This is a genomic window from Paraburkholderia caribensis, from assembly GCF_002902945.1.
Lineage (GTDB): Bacteria > Pseudomonadota > Gammaproteobacteria > Burkholderiales > Burkholderiaceae > Paraburkholderia > Paraburkholderia caribensis.
This window is the reverse complement of the sequence record NZ_CP026101.1, coordinates 3,101,015-3,117,316: the sequence shown is the minus strand read 5'-3', so window position 1 is coordinate 3,117,316 and position 16,302 is coordinate 3,101,015. Positions and strand designations below refer to the sequence as shown.

General features: G+C 63.7%; 15 protein-coding genes. 9 read left to right on the top strand and 6 right to left on the bottom strand.

Translation table 11 applies throughout. The features are described from left to right. Positions 1 to 26: 26 nt before the first annotated feature. The 4 genes from C2L66_RS13775 to pyrF all read left to right on the top strand — a co-directional run bounded on the left by C2L66_RS13775 (position 27) and on the right by pyrF (position 3,951). Positions 27 to 827 carry an SDR family NAD(P)-dependent oxidoreductase gene (locus C2L66_RS13775; RefSeq protein WP_060599668.1) on the top strand — a complete coding sequence of 267 codons (801 nt, stop codon included), beginning with the start codon at positions 27 to 29 and terminating at the stop codon, positions 825 to 827. Next, on the top strand, positions 824 to 1,750 hold the full coding sequence (locus C2L66_RS13770) for an SMP-30/gluconolactonase/LRE family protein (protein ID WP_060599669.1): 927 nt from the start codon (positions 824 to 826) through the stop codon (positions 1,748 to 1,750). Before C2L66_RS13775 ends, C2L66_RS13770 begins: the two co-directional genes overlap by 4 nt. 183 nt (positions 1,751 to 1,933) lie before the next feature. Next, entirely contained in the window at positions 1,934 to 2,992 is a 1,059-nt protein-coding gene (locus tag C2L66_RS13765; RefSeq protein ID WP_060599670.1) for an aldose 1-epimerase, read from the top strand. A gap of 143 nt (positions 2,993 to 3,135) precedes the next feature. Next, complete coding sequence (gene pyrF, locus C2L66_RS13760; RefSeq protein ID WP_036002577.1) at positions 3,136 to 3,951, top strand: orotidine-5'-phosphate decarboxylase; 816 nt, start codon at positions 3,136 to 3,138, stop codon at positions 3,949 to 3,951. Positions 3,952 to 3,985: 34 nt separating this feature from the next. On the opposite strand, the gene C2L66_RS13755 is transcribed toward pyrF, so the two are convergent. Genes C2L66_RS13755 through thiL form a run of 4 tightly spaced genes read right to left on the bottom strand, consistent with a single transcriptional unit; the run spans position 3,986 to position 6,673 of the window. Beyond that, positions 3,986 to 4,495: a cupin domain-containing protein gene (locus C2L66_RS13755; RefSeq protein ID WP_060599671.1), complete on the bottom strand. Its 510-nt coding sequence runs from the start codon at positions 4,493 to 4,495 to the stop codon at positions 3,986 to 3,988. 31 nt (positions 4,496 to 4,526) lie between these two features. Beyond that, a complete protein-coding gene (locus C2L66_RS13750) occupies positions 4,527 to 5,027 on the bottom strand; it encodes a CinA family protein (RefSeq protein ID WP_036002584.1) in 501 nt (166 codons plus the stop codon). Positions 5,028 to 5,070: 43 nt separating this feature from the next. Then, positions 5,071 to 5,688 (bottom strand): phosphatidylglycerophosphatase A family protein, encoded by a 618-nt coding sequence (locus C2L66_RS13745; protein ID WP_176053819.1) that lies wholly within the window; start codon positions 5,686 to 5,688, stop codon positions 5,071 to 5,073. Beyond that, positions 5,678 to 6,673 carry a thiamine-phosphate kinase gene (thiL, locus tag C2L66_RS13740; protein ID WP_060599672.1) on the bottom strand — a complete coding sequence of 332 codons (996 nt, stop codon included), beginning with the start codon at positions 6,671 to 6,673 and terminating at the stop codon, positions 5,678 to 5,680. The genes C2L66_RS13745 and thiL overlap by 11 nt, the downstream gene beginning before the upstream one ends. A 250-nt stretch (positions 6,674 to 6,923) precedes the next feature. Between thiL and C2L66_RS13735 the strand changes: the two genes are divergently transcribed. The 3 genes from C2L66_RS13735 to C2L66_RS13725 all read left to right on the top strand — a co-directional run bounded on the left by C2L66_RS13735 (position 6,924) and on the right by C2L66_RS13725 (position 10,590). After that, on the top strand, positions 6,924 to 9,218 hold the full coding sequence (locus C2L66_RS13735; protein ID WP_054928997.1) for an NADP-dependent malic enzyme: 2,295 nt from the start codon (positions 6,924 to 6,926) through the stop codon (positions 9,216 to 9,218). Positions 9,219 to 9,602: 384 nt separating this feature from the next. Then, positions 9,603 to 10,013, top strand: coding sequence for a ribonuclease (locus C2L66_RS13730; protein ID WP_060599673.1), 411 nt, complete (start codon positions 9,603 to 9,605; stop codon positions 10,011 to 10,013). A gap of 16 nt (positions 10,014 to 10,029) precedes the next feature. After that, a complete protein-coding gene (locus tag C2L66_RS13725) occupies positions 10,030 to 10,590 on the top strand; it encodes a barstar family protein (RefSeq protein ID WP_054928995.1) in 561 nt (186 codons plus the stop codon). A gap of 97 nt (positions 10,591 to 10,687) precedes the next feature. On the opposite strand, the gene C2L66_RS13720 is transcribed toward C2L66_RS13725, so the two are convergent. Together C2L66_RS13720 and C2L66_RS13715 are read right to left on the bottom strand one after the other, a co-directional pair. Continuing rightward, positions 10,688 to 11,428: a 16S rRNA (uracil(1498)-N(3))-methyltransferase gene (locus tag C2L66_RS13720; protein WP_054928994.1), complete on the bottom strand. Its 741-nt coding sequence runs from the start codon at positions 11,426 to 11,428 to the stop codon at positions 10,688 to 10,690. Positions 11,429 to 11,447: 19 nt separating this feature from the next. Further along, positions 11,448 to 11,861 (bottom strand): VOC family protein, encoded by a 414-nt coding sequence (locus tag C2L66_RS13715; protein WP_054928993.1) that lies wholly within the window; start codon positions 11,859 to 11,861, stop codon positions 11,448 to 11,450. Between the two features lie 589 nt (positions 11,862 to 12,450). Between C2L66_RS13715 and tkt the strand changes: the two genes are divergently transcribed. Both tkt and gap read left to right on the top strand, forming a co-directional pair. Continuing rightward, positions 12,451 to 14,469 carry a transketolase gene (gene tkt, locus C2L66_RS13710; RefSeq protein ID WP_054928992.1) on the top strand — a complete coding sequence of 673 codons (2,019 nt, stop codon included), beginning with the start codon at positions 12,451 to 12,453 and terminating at the stop codon, positions 14,467 to 14,469. A gap of 107 nt (positions 14,470 to 14,576) precedes the next feature. Continuing rightward, positions 14,577 to 15,587: a type I glyceraldehyde-3-phosphate dehydrogenase gene (gap, locus tag C2L66_RS13705; RefSeq protein WP_036002599.1), complete on the top strand. Its 1,011-nt coding sequence runs from the start codon at positions 14,577 to 14,579 to the stop codon at positions 15,585 to 15,587. Positions 15,588 to 16,302 lie beyond the last annotated feature (715 nt).

Sequence of the window (16,302 nt, the reverse complement as noted above, 5' to 3'; positions counted from 1 at the left end):
CAACGCCAGAAGAAGGAAACCGAACGATGTCGTCTCCCGCCAACGCGAACGCGCGTGAAGAACAGAGCGTCTACGCGCGCTATCCGAGCCTCGTGGATCGCACGGTGCTGATTACGGGCGGCGCGACGGGGATCGGCGCGTCGTTCGTCGAACACTTCGTCGCGCAGGGCGCGCGCGTCGCGTTCTTCGATATCGACGAGACGGCGGGCGACGCGCTCGCCGATCAACTCGGCGATTCGCGTCACAAACCGCTGTTTCTACGCGTCGATCTGACCGATATCGACGCGCTGAAAAAGGCGATCGCCGACGTGCGCGCGGCGCTCGGCCCGATCGAAGTGCTGGTGAACAATGCAGCGAACGACAAGCGCCACAAGATCGAAGACGTGACGCCCGAGTCGTTCGACGCGGGCATCGCCGTCAACATCCGTCACCAGTTCTTCGCGGCGCAGGCCGTCGCCGACGACATGAAAGCGGCGCAGCGCGGCTCGATCATCAATCTCGGCTCGATCAGCTGGATGTTGAAGAACGGTGGCTATCCCGTGTACACGCTGGCGAAGTCGTCGGTGCAGGGCCTCACCAAAGGACTCGCGCGCGATCTCGGTCACTTCGGCATTCGCGTCAATTCGCTGCTGCCGGGCTGGGTGATGACGGAAAAACAGAAGCGCCTGTGGCTCGACGACGCCGGGCGTCTCGCGATCAAGCAGGGCCAGTGCATCGACGCCGAACTGCTGCCCGAAGACCTCGCGCGGATGGCGCTCTTCCTCGCCGCCGACGACAGCCGCATGATCACCGCGCAGGAAGTCATCGTCGATGGAGGCTGGGCATGAGCGACACGATCACCAACGTTCAGGCTGCATTGCTGGTCGATTCGAAATGCGCGCTGGGCGAAGGCGCAACCTGGGACGCGCGCAGCGGCCTGTTCTACTGGACGGATATTGAAGGCGCGCGGCTCTGGCGTTACGATCCGCGCGATGGCCGCAGCACGTTCTGGCGTATGCCGGAGCGGCTGTCGACTTTCGCGTTGTGCGCCGATCCGCATTACATGCTGTTGGGTCTCGCGTCGCGGCTGGCTTTCTTCGACCTTGCGACGGGCGAGATCGAGTCCATCGTCGAAGTCGAGCCGGGCTTGAACACGCGCGTCAACGACGGCCGTTGCGATCGCCAGGGACGCTTCGTGTTCGGCACGAAGGACGAAGCGTCGCCCGTGCAGGCCATCGGCGGGTTTTACCGGCTGAATCACGATCTGACACTCGAACGTCTGGCATTGCCATCGCCCGCGATTTCGAACAGTATCGCGTTCAGCCCCGACGGCGCGACGATGTACTTCTGCGATTCGCCGACGCTCGAAATCCGCGCCTGCGATTACCGCGCGGACGGCAGCGTCGCGAACCAGCGGCTGTTCGTGAGGCTGACGGATAGCACGGGCGAGCCGGATGGCTCGACGGTCGATAGCGAAGGCGGCCTGTGGAATGCGCAGTGGGGCGGCCGGCGCGTGGTGCGCTACGACGCGAGCGGTGTGGAAACGGAGCGCGTCGACGTGCCGACCGTGCAGCCCAGCTGCGTCGCGCTGGGCGGCGCGCAACTCGGCACGCTGTATGTGACGAGCGCGCGTGTCGGGCTCGACGCCCAGGCGCTGTCAGGCGATACGCGCGCCGGCGGCGTGTATGTCGCAACGCAGGGCCGGCGCGGTTTGCCGGAGCCGGTGTTCAAGGGATCGCCTGCCGCGCTTGCGGCGAAGCGCAGCGCGTAAGGCAAGCGAACAAAAAGATTCAGGCAGTATCCGAAGCAGGTAGTCCACGCCCCGAACGCAGTTGGCTTTGGGGCGCGCAGCAAAACTCAGGAGGCGGCCGCTACGACGTGCCGCCCGCACAAGCAGCCATCTGTTCTCCGATGCGCCGATCATGCCGTCCGATGCCTCTCGTGGGAGTGTGATATGACTGTCGCGAATTCCGCTGTCCCATCTTCTCCACAATCTCGTGCGCGCCGCGCACGCCTCGCGGCCACCGTGCAGCCCGTGCTAGCCGGGCCGAGTACGTCCGCGGTGGCGGTCGGCGCGGGAAGCGCCGCCGACGTCGCCTGCGTGACGCTCGCCAATTCGCTGCTAAGGCTCGATGTGGCGCCGTCGCTGGGCGGTGGTGTCACGCGCTTCGACTTTCGCAACGAAGGCACGCTCGTGCCCGTGTTCCGGCGCTGCCGTCATGTCGATGCAGACACCGACGCGAACGATCTCGCCTGCTATTCGTTGCTGCCGTATTCGAACCGGATCGGCGGCGGGCAGTTCATGCTCGGCGAGCGCGCGATCGACGTGCCGTGCAACCGCACGGGCGAATCGCTGCCGATTCACGGCGACGGCTGGCTCGCGAACTGGACCATCGCCGCCGCCGACGCCGAAAACCTCACGCTGACGCTCGACCGCCGCGACGGCAAGCCGTACGCTTATCGCGCGACGCAGACTTACGCGCTGGACGGCTCGACGCTCGTCATCACGCTCGAAGTCGAAAACACCGGCCGCGAAGCGATGCCGTTCGGTCTTGGCGTGCATCCGTTTCTGGTGCGCGATGCTGACACGCAACTGTCGGCGGCCGCGGCGGGTTTATGGCTGTCCGGCGAAGACTGGCTGCCCGTACGCCATGTGCCCGTGCCGCCCGCGTGGCAGTTCGGCGTTGCATATCCGTTGCCGCGCTCGCTCGTCAATCATGCGTTCACCGGCTGGAGCGGCCATGCGACGGTCGTGTGGCCGAAGCGCCGCCTGTCGCTGACAATGTCGTCGAGCACCGAGTACTACATCCTCTACACGCCGCCGTCGAAAGACTTTTTCTGCTTCGAACCCGTCGATCATCCGATCAACGCGATGAACCTGCCGGGCGGTGCCACCGACAACGGCATGACGATGCTCGCGCGCGGCCAGCGGCTTGCGCGCTCGTTCAGCTTCGCGGTCGAGCGCACAGGACTGCGCGCGATGGCAGGCGGCCGCGCGGCGAAGCGCGGATAGCAAGGGCGGGCAATCAGGGCGGGTATCAAGGGCGGCTATAAAGGGCGGGCAGCGGCAGCGGGCCGATCGCGGATGCGGCCCGCAATGCGCCGCGCGAGTAAAATACGCGGCTCATCCGTTACCCGCGCGCCGCGAGATTTCCTATGTCCACATTCATCCAGACGCTCGACCACGCATGGCACACGACGAATTCGCTGCTGTGCGTCGGCCTCGATCCCGAGCCGACCAGGTTTCCCGGCGCGTACGCCAACCGTTCTGACGCGATCTTCGATTTCTGCAAGAAGATCGTCGACGCGACGGCGCCTTACGCATCGTCGTTCAAGCCGCAGATTGCCTATTTCGCCGCGCACCGCGCCGAAGAGCAGCTTGAGCAACTGATCGCGCACATCCACCTGAAGCATCCCGGCCTGCCCGTGATTCTGGATGCGAAGCGCGGCGATATCGGCAGCACGGCCGAGCAATACGCGCGCGAAGCGTTCGACCGTTATCGCGCCGACGCCGTCACGGTGAATCCGTACATGGGCTTCGATTCGATCGAGCCGTACCTGGAGCACGACGGCAAGGGCGTGATCGTGCTGTGCCGGACGTCGAATCCGGGCGGCTCGGACCTGCAGTTTCTGGAGACGGAAGGCCGTCCGCTGTATCAGACTGTCGCGCGGCTCGCGGCGGAAAAGTGGAACGCGAAGGGGCAACTGGGTCTGGTGGTCGGCGCGACGTTCCCGAAGGAAATCGAAGTGGTGCGCGGCATTGTCGGCGACATGCCGCTGCTGATTCCCGGTATCGGCGCGCAAGGCGGCGACGTCGAAGCGACGGTCCGGGCAGGGCGCACGGCAGCGGGCACGGGCATGCTGATCAACTCGTCGCGCGCGATTCTGTACGCGGGCAAGGGCGACGATTGGGTCGAAGCCGCCGCGCAGGCCGCGAAGGATACGCGCGACCGTATCAACGCGTTTCGCTAAGGCGCGGCGTTAGTGCTGCGCAGGGCGGCCCCGGTCAAGCGCGGGCCGGCCCTAACTTCGCGATCAGCGTGCGGTGCCGCGGATACTCGCGCACCAGCGCGTCGACATCCGCGATCTCGAACTCGCTGAACTCGAACCCCGGCGCGACCGTGCAGCCGACGAGCGCAACGCCCGCCACATCGTCGCACTGTGCGGCGAACCACCGGCCGGACGTGACGACGGCCTGAAACACGCAGCCGGCATCTTCAATCGCGTTGCCCAGACGATGCACCGTGAGCGAGCCGTCGTCTTCCAGCACATAGACGTTGAGCGGATCGCCCGCGTAGAAATGCCAGACTTCGTCCGACTGGATGCGGTGCCACGCGGAGTGCGCGCCGTCGCAAAGCAGGTAGTAGATCGCCGTGGAGGCGGAGCGGGAATCGGCGGAACCCTCGCGGCGGATCGCGCCGGCCGAGCGGTACGTCTCGCGAAAGAAGCCGCCTTCGGGATGCGGCTGCAAATCGAAGCGGCGAATCAGTTCGTCGCGGGCGATATGACGGGCCATGATTTCCTGCCGTAGTCGGGAATGAGGAAGCTCAACGCTCGCGTTCGTCGAGCAAGGTCAACAGCCCGCGCAATGCGTGCGTCGCCGCCTGCACGCGCACGCGCTCGCGGTCGCCCTTGAACACCAGCGTCTCGACGACGGTATGCAGCCGGTTGCTCCATCCGAAGCACACCATCCCGACCGGCTTCGTCTCCGTCCCGCCGCCGGGGCCGGCCACGCCCGTAATCGACAGCGCGACCTGCGCGCGGGAATTGCGCAACGCGCCTTCGACCATCGCCCGCGCGACCGGCTCCGACACGGCGCCGTGCTTCTCGATGAGATCGGGCGGCACGCCGATCATCTCGCTCTTGGCCTGGTTCGAGTACGTGACGAAGCCGCGCTCGAACCATCCGCTGCTGCCGGAAATATCGGTGATGGCCGTCGCGACCATGCCGCCCGTGCAGGATTCAGCCGTGGCAAGCATCAGCCGCTCGTCGCGCAGACGGTTGCCGGCGCGAATGGCGAGTTGGTGAACGACGGAATCGGTAGTCATGCTGGGCTCGGGATAAGGAAAACGCGGGAAACGCAGGAAACGATCAGACCGACATCCGCCAGAGCGCAATCACGAGCAACGTGAAGAACGCCGCGACGAGATCGTCGAACATGATGCCAAAGCCGCCTTTCAGTCTGCGGTCGAAATAACGAATGGGCGGCGGCTTCACCATGTCGAAGAAGCGGAACACGATGAACGCCCACAGCTGTCCCGTGAAGGTGGCGGGCGTCACCATCAGCAGCACCAGCCAGAACGCGACGATCTCGTCCCACACGACGGGCGACGGATCTTCAATGCCGAGCCGGTTCGCGGTGAAGCTGCAAATGCCGATGCCCGCGACAAAACCGACGACGATCAGAATGCCCCATTCGATGACGGTCAACTGCGCACTGAACGCAGCGAACGATGCCCACGCGAAGAGTGTGCCGAACGTGCCGGGCGCAATCGGCGACAGGCCGCTGCCGAAACCCAGCGACAAGATATGCAACGGATGTGACAGCATGAAGCGCGCGGTCGCGCGGCGGGGCCGCGGCGCGCGCGGCTCGCCGTTCGACGCTCCTTCAGGCTTGCCGTCGGGTGTGCCGCCGGATGGGCCGGGCTGTCCGCCTGTTGGCGCGTCGGAGAAACTGCCGGCCGGGCCAAGCGAGGATTCATTCTGCATGGAAATGATCGAAGCCTTGCAACGTCAATGTAAGTGGAGCGCCTGACGCGTCGTGCCACGAGATCGCGGGCATGGCGTCGGCCGCATCGAGCGGAGTTATTGTACCGACGCGCGTCACGGGCAAACGTGCCTGTTGACCCGCTGCAACGACTTCGGCGCGCGCGGCGGGCGGCGCGGTGAAGCACAACTCGTAGTCGTCGCCGCCCGCGATCGTGCAGCGGCGTTGGATGTCCGCGGAGAGACGGCGCAGCGCGTCCGACCGTGGTAGCGCGTCGGCGTCGACGGTCGCGTTCACGCGCGAGCGTTCGAGGATATGCATCAGGTCGCCCGCCACGCCGTCGGAAATATCCAGCGCGGCGCGCGCGATCCCGCGTAACGCCAGACCCAGCGCGACACGTGGTTCGGGCAACTCCATGGCGCGGCGGAATGTCGCAGCGTCGCTGGCATCCGCGGACCACTCGCCGCGTTGCACGCCGAGGCTCGCACGCGCGTCGCCCAGCGTACCGGATACCCAGATGTCGTCGCCGGGCTGCGCGGCGTCGCGGCGCAGCGCGCTCTGCGGCGGCACCGAGCCGAATACGGTGATGCACAGATTCAGCGGCCCGCCCGTCGTATCGCCGCCGACCAGTTCGCAGCCATGGCGCCCGGCGAGTTCGAAGAGACCGTCGCTGAACGCGGACAGCCAGTCGGCGTCGGCTTTCGGCAGCGAGAACGCGAGCGTGAACGCCTGCGGCTTTGCGCCCATCGCCGCGAGGTCCGACAGATTGACGGCGAGCGCCTTGTGACCGAGCGCCTTCGGATCGACGTCGGGAAAGAAGTGGCGGCCTTCGACCAGCATGTCCGTCGAAATGGCGAGCATCTCCCCAGCGGGCGGCGCAAGCAGCGCGCAATCGTCGCCGATGCCCAAGGCAGCGCGCTGCGGGTAGGTCGAATCCGACGCGCGGCGCGCGAAGAAGCGGTCTATCAGCGAAAACTCTGAAAGCATAAATGAGGCGTACGAGTGCGAAAGACGGCGGAAGCGGGTGAGTGGATGCGCTCAAGAAACGCTAATCGAAGCTAACACGATGCTAAAGGCGCGCATTGTAGTCGCGGCGCGGGAGCCGACAAAACGGTGTGCTTTCCTTTCACGCTGTTTCGGTCGCGGCACTTGCACCCGGATTGCAGGGTTCGACTTTTGGGATTGGCGCTACAATGCGATCGAACATCTATTCTAATCCGCACTTCCAAGTCCGCTTATGTCGACTCCCGTCAATATCAAACTCCGTGAAGCCGCACTCGATTATCACGAATTCCCGACCCCCGGGAAGATCGCGATCGCCCCGACCAAGCAGATGATCAACCAGCGCGACCTCGCGCTGGCGTACTCGCCTGGCGTTGCGTTCGCGTGCGAGGCGATCGTCGAAAACCCGCTGAATGCGGCGCGCTTCACGGCGCGCAGCAACCTGGTCGGCGTCGTGTCGAACGGCACCGCGGTGCTCGGCCTGGGCAACATCGGGCCGCTCGCGTCGAAGCCGGTCATGGAGGGCAAGGCCGTCCTGTTCAAGAAATTCGCCGGTATCGACGTGTTCGACATCGAGCTGAACGAGTCGGACCCGCACAAGCTGGTCGAGGTGATCGCGGCGCTCGAGCCGACCTTCGGCGGCATCAACCTTGAAGACATCAAGGCGCCGGACTGCTTCATCGTCGAACGCGAATGCCGCAAGCGCATGAAGATTCCCGTTTTCCACGACGACCAGCACGGCACGGCGATCGTCGTCGCGGCGGCTGTCACGAACGGGCTGAAGGTTGTCGGCAAGAGCATCAAGGAAGTGAAGCTGGTCGCGTCGGGCGCGGGCGCTGCGTCGCTGGCGTGTCTGAACCTGCTGGTCGATCTCGGCATGCCGATCGAGAACATCTACGTGACCGACCTGGCCGGTGTCGTCTACAAGGGCCGCACGGAACTGATGGACCCGGACAAGGAGCGGTTTGCTCGTGAGACGGACGCGCGCACGCTGTCGGAAGTGATGGGCGGAGCGGATGTGTTCCTTGGCCTGTCGGCGGGCGGCGTGCTCAAGCAGGACATGGTCAAGCAGATGGCCGACAAGCCGCTGATTCTCGCGCTCGCCAACCCGACGCCGGAAATCCTGCCGGAACTCGCGCTCGAAGTGCGCCCCGACGCCGTGCTCGCGACGGGCCGCACCGACTATCCGAACCAGGTCAATAACGTTCTGTGTTTCCCGTTCATCTTCCGCGGCGCGCTCGACGTCGGCGCGACGGTGATTACGAAGGAAATGGAAATTGCCGCAGTCAACGCGATCGCGGAACTGGCGCGCCAGGAACAATCCGACATCGTCGCGACGGCTTACGGCATTCAGGACCTGTCGTTCGGTCCGGAGTATCTGATTCCGAAGCCTTTCGATCCCCGCCTGATCGTTCAGATCGCGCCCGCCGTTGCGCAGGCTGCGATGGATGCCGGCGTCGCCACGCGTCCGATCGAAGACATGGAGGCGTACAAGCAGCATCTGCAGCAGTTCGTCTACCACAGCGGCACGACGATGAAGCCGATCTTCCAGCTCGCGCGTGGCGTCGAGCCGGAGAAGAAGCGCATTGTGTTCGCCGAGGGCGAGGAAGAGCGCGTGCTGCGCGCGGTGCAGATCGCCGTCGACGAAAAGCTGGCGAAGCCGATTCTGATCGGCCGTCCGGCTGTGATCGAGCAACGCATCGCGAAGTATGGCCTGCGTCTCGTCAATGGCCAGGACTATACGATCGTCAACACCGACCACGACGAACGCTACCGCGACTTCTGGCAGACCTATCACAAGATGATGTCGCGCAAGGGCTTCACGGAGCAGATGGCGAAGCTGGAAATGCGCCGCCGCACGACGCTGATCGGCTCGATGCTGGTGAAGAAGGGCCACGCCGACGGCATGATCTGCGGCACGGTCAGCACGACCCACCGCCACCTGCACTTCATCGATCAGGTGATCGGCAAGAAGGAAGGCGCGAAGGTCTACGCGGCAATGAACGCATTGGTGCTGCCGAACCGCCAGATTTTCCTCGTCGATACGCACGTGAACGTCGATCCGACGGCGGAGGAGCTGGCCGAGATCACGATCATGGCGGCGGAAGAAGTGCGGCGCTTCGGCATCGAACCGAAGATCGCGCTGCTGTCGCACTCGAACTTCGGCACGAGCAACGCGCCTTCTGCGCAGAAAATGCGCGATGTGCTGGCTATCTTGCAGGAACGTGCACCGCATCTGCAGGTGGACGGCGAAATGCACGGCGACCTGGCACTCGACGCGAACCTGCGCAAGGAAATCCTCGCGGATTCGACGCTGGAAGGCGACGCGAACCTGCTGGTGCTGCCGAATATCGACGCCGCCAACATCTCGTACAACCTGCTGAAGACGGCAGCCGGCAACAACATCGCGATCGGGCCGATCCTGCTCGGCGCGGCGCAGCCGGTGCATGTGCTGACGCCGTCGGCAACCGTTCGCCGGATCGTCAACATGACGGCGCTGCTCGTCGCCGATGTGAACGCAACGCGTTAAATCTGCGATTGTTTCGGCGCGAGCTGTTGGTTTTTAGCTCGCGCAGGCAAAAAAAGAGGCGTGCCCGCGATGGGCACGCCTTCGAGCAATGGCTGGGGATTAGCCATCCCGCAAAAAGGCAGATGCTTGACGTGAATCGGTTGTGCGAACTGTCCGGACGACGAGGCATGAACGCCGTCCAACATCTTGCCTTGAGATCACTTTATCTCAATCGGGCTAAAATCTCTGTCAAAATGTGTCATATCTGGCGTCGGCGCCCTGCCGGTTTTCGCCTGGACGACCTTTCGTCCGACTAATGAACATTGATTCCAAAAGACATTAGCGATACCCTTACGACTTTCATGGTCGTCAAACTCGTTAGTTAACAGCGGGAATCCTGGACTCATGGCACGCAAGTGGCTCCGCGACGGCGTGCTGATCGCCGCCTTGACGGTTGGCGGCCTGGTCGTTGGATCAGGCGGCTTTCCGGCGGGCGCCCTGGCCCGGGAAGCGCAGCAGGGGCAGGCGGGAGGCACGATCGCGGTGGCGCAATTGCCGCCGCAAGCCGTCAGCACATTGAACTTGATTGCAGCTGGCGGGCCTTATCCGTATGAGAAGGACGGCGTCGTATTCGGCAATCGTGAGCGGTTGCTGCCGCCGCACCGGCGCGGCTATTACCACGAATACACCGTTCCCACGCCAGGCGCCCGCGATCGCGGCGCACGGCGCATCGTCTGTGGGGGGCCGCTCAGGCGGACCGCCAATTGCTACTACTCAGACGACCACTACGCCAGTTTTAATCGCATTATTGAATGACATCGGGATAATCGGCATGAGCGACAACGTCTACGCGCACGACTCGAAAGTCGCGACGGATTTTCTCGCGGCCGGCGACGGCAATATGTTCCAGCGCGTCATGCAGATGCGCGATGCCGGCCAGGTCCGTGACGTCCAGAACGAAGCCAGTACGGGCCTTTCATCGGAAGAGGAGCGCATGAGTCTTTTCCAGACCGTACGACCGAACATCGTGCAGTCGATCCGCGCGTTCCGCGTGCAGGATCTCGCCGACGAAGCGGCTCGGCTCGGTCAGCATTTCCTCTATGCATTTGTGGGCAACGCCCAGTCGAAGCAGGAAGTGATGGAAACCATCGCGACGTCGTTCCTGTTTCCGAAGCATTTCGGCAAGAATTACGACGCGCTGTACGACTCGCTGACCGATCTCGTTCATAAGGCCGGCTCGCAACCGGGATTCGTCATCGTGCTCGAAGCGCTGCCGATCGCGATCAAATTCGACAAGGAAGCACGTGAAACGCTGCTCGACGTGTTCCGCGAGGCCGCAGAGTTCTGGGCGGAGCGCAAGGTGGCGTTCCGGGTGTTTTACTCGTTTGCCTGAGTGTTTGATCTGAAAATAAGAAAGGCCCGCCAATTGGCGGGCCTTTTGCATTCAGGTGATGGCTTTCTTCGGAGGAAGGCGCCGCGAGACGCGCCGCTTACCAGCCGCCCCAGCGTGCGGCCAGCGCGGACAGCACGGCGATCCCGGCTGTCTCGGTGCGCAGCACGCGCGGGCCGAGACCGACGGACGTAAAACCGTGGCTCGCCGCCGCCGCTTCTTCGGCAGCGGAGAAGCCGCCTTCCGGGCCGACCAGGATCAGCGCGCGGACGGTCGGCGGCTCGCTGGGCAAGGCGGAGAACGGCACGCTCGCGCGCGGCGACAGCAGCAGGCGCAACTCGCCGTCGGCGGGTTGCTTCGGCATCGAGCCGAGCCACGTGGCGAGTTCGCGTGTCGGCATCACTTCCGGCAGGCGGTTGCGCCCGCATTGCTCGCACGACGCCTGCACGATCCGCTGCCAATGAACCTGCCTGCGTTGCGCGCGCTCGCCGGACAGTCGCACGACGCTGCGCGTGGTCGTGAGCGGCACGAATTCGGACGCGCCGAGTTCGGTCGCTTTTTCGATCAGCCAGTCCATCTTGTCGCTGCCGGCGATACCCTGTGCGAGCGTCAACCGATAGGGCGGCTCAGCCTCGACGTCGCGGAACGGGCCGATCCGCACGATGGTTCCGTGCCGGTCCATATCGACGATTTCGGCGCTGTACTCGCCGCCGGCGCCGTTGAACAGGCTCACGGTGTCGCCTGGTTGCAGACGCAGGACACGTACGTGCCGATTGACTTCATCCGGCAGGGAAACGATGTCGTCGGTTTTGAACGGGGTGCCGACGAAGAAGCGAGGCATAAGGAAAGTTCTCATTCATTCAAGACAGGTGGCAGGCTAACGCCCAGCGGTAACCGTCGAGATCTTCGATCTGGGCAAAACGATCGCCCCAGAACTGATCTTGCGGTTCGCTCAGCGACCTGGCGCCGGCCGCAATGGCCCGAGCATAGACCGTGTCGACGTCGTCGACATAAAGGTAAAACGATTGGGGTGCCGTCGTGGCCGCGCTTTTCGGGGTTTTCGCCGTCGAGCCGAACGCGCCTTCCGGGGCGAACATGACGATTAATTGATCCTGATACGTCATCTCGACATGCATGACGGCGCCATCGTCGTGCACGCTGTCCCGGACCCGGAAACCGAACGCCGCTTCGAAGAACGCGATCGAGGTGCGCGCATCGCGGACGGTCAGATACGGCGTCAGCCATGGCACTCCGGCGGGGCGTGAGGCAGTCATCGAACTCTCCTGAACCAGTGGGTCGTCATGCCATCGCCTTCGCTACCAGGGTTGCCTCGCGGCGGCCAGTGCCGAAGAAGCGATGAATTTTGCAGCACTCTCAAACCTAACGCTCTAAGAATCGGCTTAGTTTATCGCTGGATACGCGACGAACGGCGAATAATGAACCGCGCGGCGATATTTCCAGCGTCAGGCGCATCCGGATTTTCGCAGGATCGTGCTTGCTTTGCGGAATCGTAAATCGCGACAACACACGGAAGGATCTAGACAGGGCCGAAAAAGTTCTGGAGATTGCGCGCCGTCAAGCGCGCGGCGAACAGGCCGCAGATCGAGGCCGCATGACGCAGCGACGGCCTGCGCAGCGTGCGCCGGCCGGGTGCCCATGCGCGCTGGATCGCTCCGAAACGCCCGTCCTATGGCCGAAGACGCGGCCGGCTATCTGTTAGAATATTCCGCTTCGCAGCCCTGTCCGTTTGCTCTGCCTGCCCCGCGTCTCCCGGCGCCGCACCGTGCGCCGAAGCAGACTGGCCGCCGGGCTTCCGGACCATCAACGGCGCCTCCGCTTTTTGGACCATTCTCCGGACTCGACATGACGACCTCGTCTCCCGCACCCACCTCCCTGATGGCCAACGCGATCCGCGCGCTCGCCATGGATGCCGTTCAACAAGCGAACTCCGGTCACCCCGGCATGCCCATGGGCATGGCCGAGATCGGTGTTGCGCTGTGGTCGCGACACCTGCGTCACAACCCGAAAAACCCGCATTGGTCCGATCGCGACCGCTTCGTGCTGTCGAACGGTCACGGCTCGATGCTGCTGTACTCGCTGCTGCATCTGACGGGCTACGACCTGCCGATGGAAGAGCTGAAGAACTTCCGTCAAATGCACTCGAAGACGCCGGGCCACCCCGAGTACGGCATCACGCCGGGCGTCGAGACGACCACGGGCCCGCTCGGCCAGGGCCTCGCGAACTCGGTCGGCATGGCGCTCGCCGAGTCGCTGCTCGCGAACGAATTCAACAAGCCTGACGCGAAGATCGTCGATCACCACACGTATGTGTTCCTCGGCGACGGCTGCCTGATGGAAGGCATCTCGCACGAAGCCTGCTCGCTCGCGGGCGTGCTGAAGCTGAACAAGCTGATCGCGTTTTACGACGACAATGGCATTTCGATCGACGGTGAAGTGGTTCACTGGTTCCACGACGACACGCCGAAGCGCTTCGAGGCATACGGCTGGAACGTGATTCCGGGCGTGGTCGGTCACGACGTCGACGCCGTCGACGCCGCGATCCAGAAGGCGAAGCAGTCGGACAAGCCGACGCTGATCTGCTGCAAGACCGTGATCGGTGAAGGCTCGCCGAACAAGGCGGGCACGCACGACGTGCACGGCGCGGCGCTGGGCGAAAAGGAAGTCGCGGCCGTGCGCGAGAAGCTCGGCTGGCACTATCCGCCGTTCGTGATTCCGCCGGAAGTCTACGCAGCGTGGGACGCGACGGAGAAGGGCGCGAAAATCGAAGGCGAATGGAACGACGCGTTCGCTGCATACCGCGCCAAGTACCCGCAGGAAGCTGCCGATTTCGAGCGCCGCATGGCGAACAAGCTTCCCGCCGACTGGGCGGAGAAGGCACAGGCGATCATCGCTGGCGCGAACGAGCGCGCTGAAACCATCGCGACCCGCAAGGCGTCGCAGCAGGCTATCGAAGGCCTCGCGGCCGTGCTGCCGGAACTGGTCGGCGGCTCGGCTGACCTGACGGGCTCGAACCTGACCAACTGGAAGGCGGCGAAGTACGTGCGCGTCGGCGAGAACGGCGCGGCGGGTAACTACGTCAACTACGGCGTGCGCGAATTCGGCATGAGCGCGGCCATCAATGGTCTCGCGGTGCATGGCGGCCACAAGGCGTTCGGCGGCACGTTCCTGACCTTCTCGGACTACAGCCGCAACGCGCTGCGCGTCGCCGCACTGATGAAGTCGCCGTCCATCTTCGTGTTCACGCACGACTCGATCGGCCTCGGCGAAGACGGCCCGACGCACCAGTCCATCGAACACGTCGCGAGCCTGCGCCTGATTCCGCACATGCAGGTATGGCGCCCGGCGGATACCGTCGAAACGGCGGTTGCGTGGACGCAGGCCATCGAGCATCAAGGTCCGTCGAGCCTGATCTTCAGCCGCCAGAACCTCGCATTCAACCCGCGCACGGATGCTCAGATCGCGAACATCGCGAAGGGCGGCTATGTGCTGAAGGACTGGAACGAGGACATTCCGGCGCGCAAGATCATCCTGATCGCGACGGGCTCGGAAGTCGAACTGGCGATGAAGTCGGTCGAAGCGCTGGCGCGCGAAGGCATTGCGGCACGTGTCGTGTCGATGCCGTCCACCACCACGTTCGACAAGCAGGACGCCGAATACCGCGAGCGCGTGCTGCCGCACGGCGTGCGCCGCGTCGCAATCGAAGCGGGCGTGACGGACTTCTGGCGTAAGTATGTCGGTCTGGAGGGCGGCGTCGTCGGGATTGACGTGTTCGGCGAATCCGCGCCGGCCGGCGTGCTGTTCAAATATTTCGGCTTCACCGTCGAGAAGGTTGTCGAGACGGCCAAGGCCGCACTCGGCTAATTGCGCGCCGCGTCATGCGCGCTGCGTTCCGGCGGCGCGCGTGACGGCTGGTCGTGCATCAGCCGAAGCATCACGGAAGAATTTTTTCAGCCATCAGGAGATAGAACATGACGATTCGCGTCGCAATCAACGGCTATGGCCGGATCGGCCGCAATACGCTGCGCGCCTTCTATGAAAACGGCAAGAAGCACGATCTCGAGATCGTCGCGATCAACGACCTCGGCGACGCCAAGACCAATGCGCACCTGACGCAGTACGACACGGCGCATGGCAAGTTCCCGGGCGAAGTGACCGTCGACGGCGAGAACCTGATCGTCAACGGCGACAAGATCCGCGTGCTGGCCAACCGCAATCCGGCTGAACTGCCGTGGGGCGAGCTGGGCGTCGACGTCGTGCTGGAATGCACGGGTTTCTTCACGACAAAGGAAAAGGCGAGCGCGCACATCAAGGGTGGCGCGAAGAAGGTGATCATTTCGGCGCCGGGCGGCAAGGACGTCGACGCGACGATCGTGTATGGCGTGAACCACAACGTGCTGAAGGCGTCGGACACGGTCATCTCGAACGCATCGTGCACGACGAACTGCCTCGCGCCGCTCGTCAAGCCGCTGAACGACAAGATCGGTCTGGAAACGGGTCTGATGACCACGATCCACGCGTACACGAACGACCAGGTGCTGACCGACGTGTATCACGAAGACCTGCGCCGCGCGCGTTCGGCCACGCATAGCCAGATCCCGACGAAGACGGGTGCTGCATCGGCGGTCGGTCTCGTGCTGCCGGAACTGAACGGCAAGCTGGATGGTTACGCGATCCGTGTTCCGACTATCAATGTGTCGATCGTCGATCTGTCGTTCATCGCCAAGCGCGATACGACTGTCGATGAAGTGAACGCAATCATGAAGGAAGCGTCGGAAGGCGCGCTGAAGGGCATCCTCGGGTATAACTCGGCGCCGCTGGTTTCGATCGACTTCAACCATAACCCGGCGTCGTCGACCTTCGATGCGACGCTGACCAAGGTGTCGGGCCGTCTGGTGAAGGTGTCGAGCTGGTATGACAATGAGTGGGGTTTCTCGAACCGCATGTTGGATACGGCGGTTGCACTCGCTAACGCGAAGTAAGTTTTTTTTCGCTGTTCAGCGGGAAGAGGCCGTCCTTTGGGCGGCTTTTTCTTTTTGGGTTTTGGTCTCGGTGCGGTTGGTTTGGTTTGGTTTGGTTTTCTGGACCTTGCGCTGGTATCCGCGATTTGCTTTTGCTTTCGCTTTCGCTGGCATCCGCGAATTGTTAGCGCGCTCCACGCGTCGTCCCTGTGCGGGGCGGCACCTACTTTTCTTTGCCGCCGCAAAGAAAAGTAGGCAAAAGAAAGCGGCTCACACCGCCAGCGCTAATTCTTGCCTGAGGGCCCCCACAGGTTCTTACGCTTCACACGGCAACCACGTGACCCACGTCCGTTGCCAGCGCTCTGAATGAGCGCCTCACCCACTTCACGCACCTGCGCTTCAGCACGCCGCGCCAGACCGTCCACGGCCGCCCAGGTGGCAAACTGTGTGTAGGCCCTCGGTGCTCCACACGCTTCACTCCAGACCGATTGCGCACGCGCCCCACCCGGTAAGAGCGCCAAGCCATACGACGCGACAACCTACACACAGTTTGCCACCTGGGCGGCATATGCCATTCGCTGCCGCTGGCTCATGTACGGGTGTTTGACGTGGGTGAGGCGTTGATTCGAAGCGTTGGCAACGGGCGCCAACCACGGCACTGGCGTGTGAAGGATGGGGACGTTGGGGGCCCGTGGGTAAACGTCAAGAATTGGCGGTGTGAGCCGCTTTCTTTTGC

Bases quoted from the DNA above. Each gene is read 5' to 3' on its own strand.
- C2L66_RS13750 (WP_036002584.1), bottom strand. From the start codon at position 5,027: ATGACTACCGATTCCGTCGTTCACCAACTCGCCATTCGCGCCGGCAAC.
- C2L66_RS13755 (WP_060599671.1), bottom strand. From the start codon at position 4,495: ATGGCCCGTCATATCGCCCGCGACGAACTGATTCGCCGCTTCGATTTG.
- thiL (WP_060599672.1), bottom strand. From the start codon at position 6,673: ATGCTTTCAGAGTTTTCGCTGATAGACCGCTTCTTCGCGCGCCGCGCG.
- C2L66_RS13720 (WP_054928994.1), bottom strand. From the start codon at position 11,428: ATGCCTCGCTTCTTCGTCGGCACCCCGTTCAAAACCGACGACATCGTT.
- C2L66_RS13745 (WP_176053819.1), bottom strand. From the start codon at position 5,688: ATGCAGAATGAATCCTCGCTTGGCCCGGCCGGCAGTTTCTCCGACGCG.
- C2L66_RS13765 (WP_060599670.1), top strand. From the start codon at position 1,934: ATGACTGTCGCGAATTCCGCTGTCCCATCTTCTCCACAATCTCGTGCG.
- C2L66_RS13730 (WP_060599673.1), top strand. From the start codon at position 9,603: ATGGCACGCAAGTGGCTCCGCGACGGCGTGCTGATCGCCGCCTTGACG.
- tkt (WP_054928992.1), top strand. From the start codon at position 12,451: ATGACGACCTCGTCTCCCGCACCCACCTCCCTGATGGCCAACGCGATC.
- pyrF (WP_036002577.1), top strand. From the start codon at position 3,136: ATGTCCACATTCATCCAGACGCTCGACCACGCATGGCACACGACGAAT.
- C2L66_RS13735 (WP_054928997.1), top strand. From the start codon at position 6,924: ATGTCGACTCCCGTCAATATCAAACTCCGTGAAGCCGCACTCGATTAT.
- C2L66_RS13715 (WP_054928993.1), bottom strand. From the start codon at position 11,861: ATGACTGCCTCACGCCCCGCCGGAGTGCCATGGCTGACGCCGTATCTG.
- C2L66_RS13775 (WP_060599668.1), top strand. From the start codon at position 27: ATGTCGTCTCCCGCCAACGCGAACGCGCGTGAAGAACAGAGCGTCTAC.
- gap (WP_036002599.1), top strand. From the start codon at position 14,577: ATGACGATTCGCGTCGCAATCAACGGCTATGGCCGGATCGGCCGCAAT.
- C2L66_RS13725 (WP_054928995.1), top strand. From the start codon at position 10,030: ATGAGCGACAACGTCTACGCGCACGACTCGAAAGTCGCGACGGATTTT.
- C2L66_RS13770 (WP_060599669.1), top strand. From the start codon at position 824: ATGAGCGACACGATCACCAACGTTCAGGCTGCATTGCTGGTCGATTCG.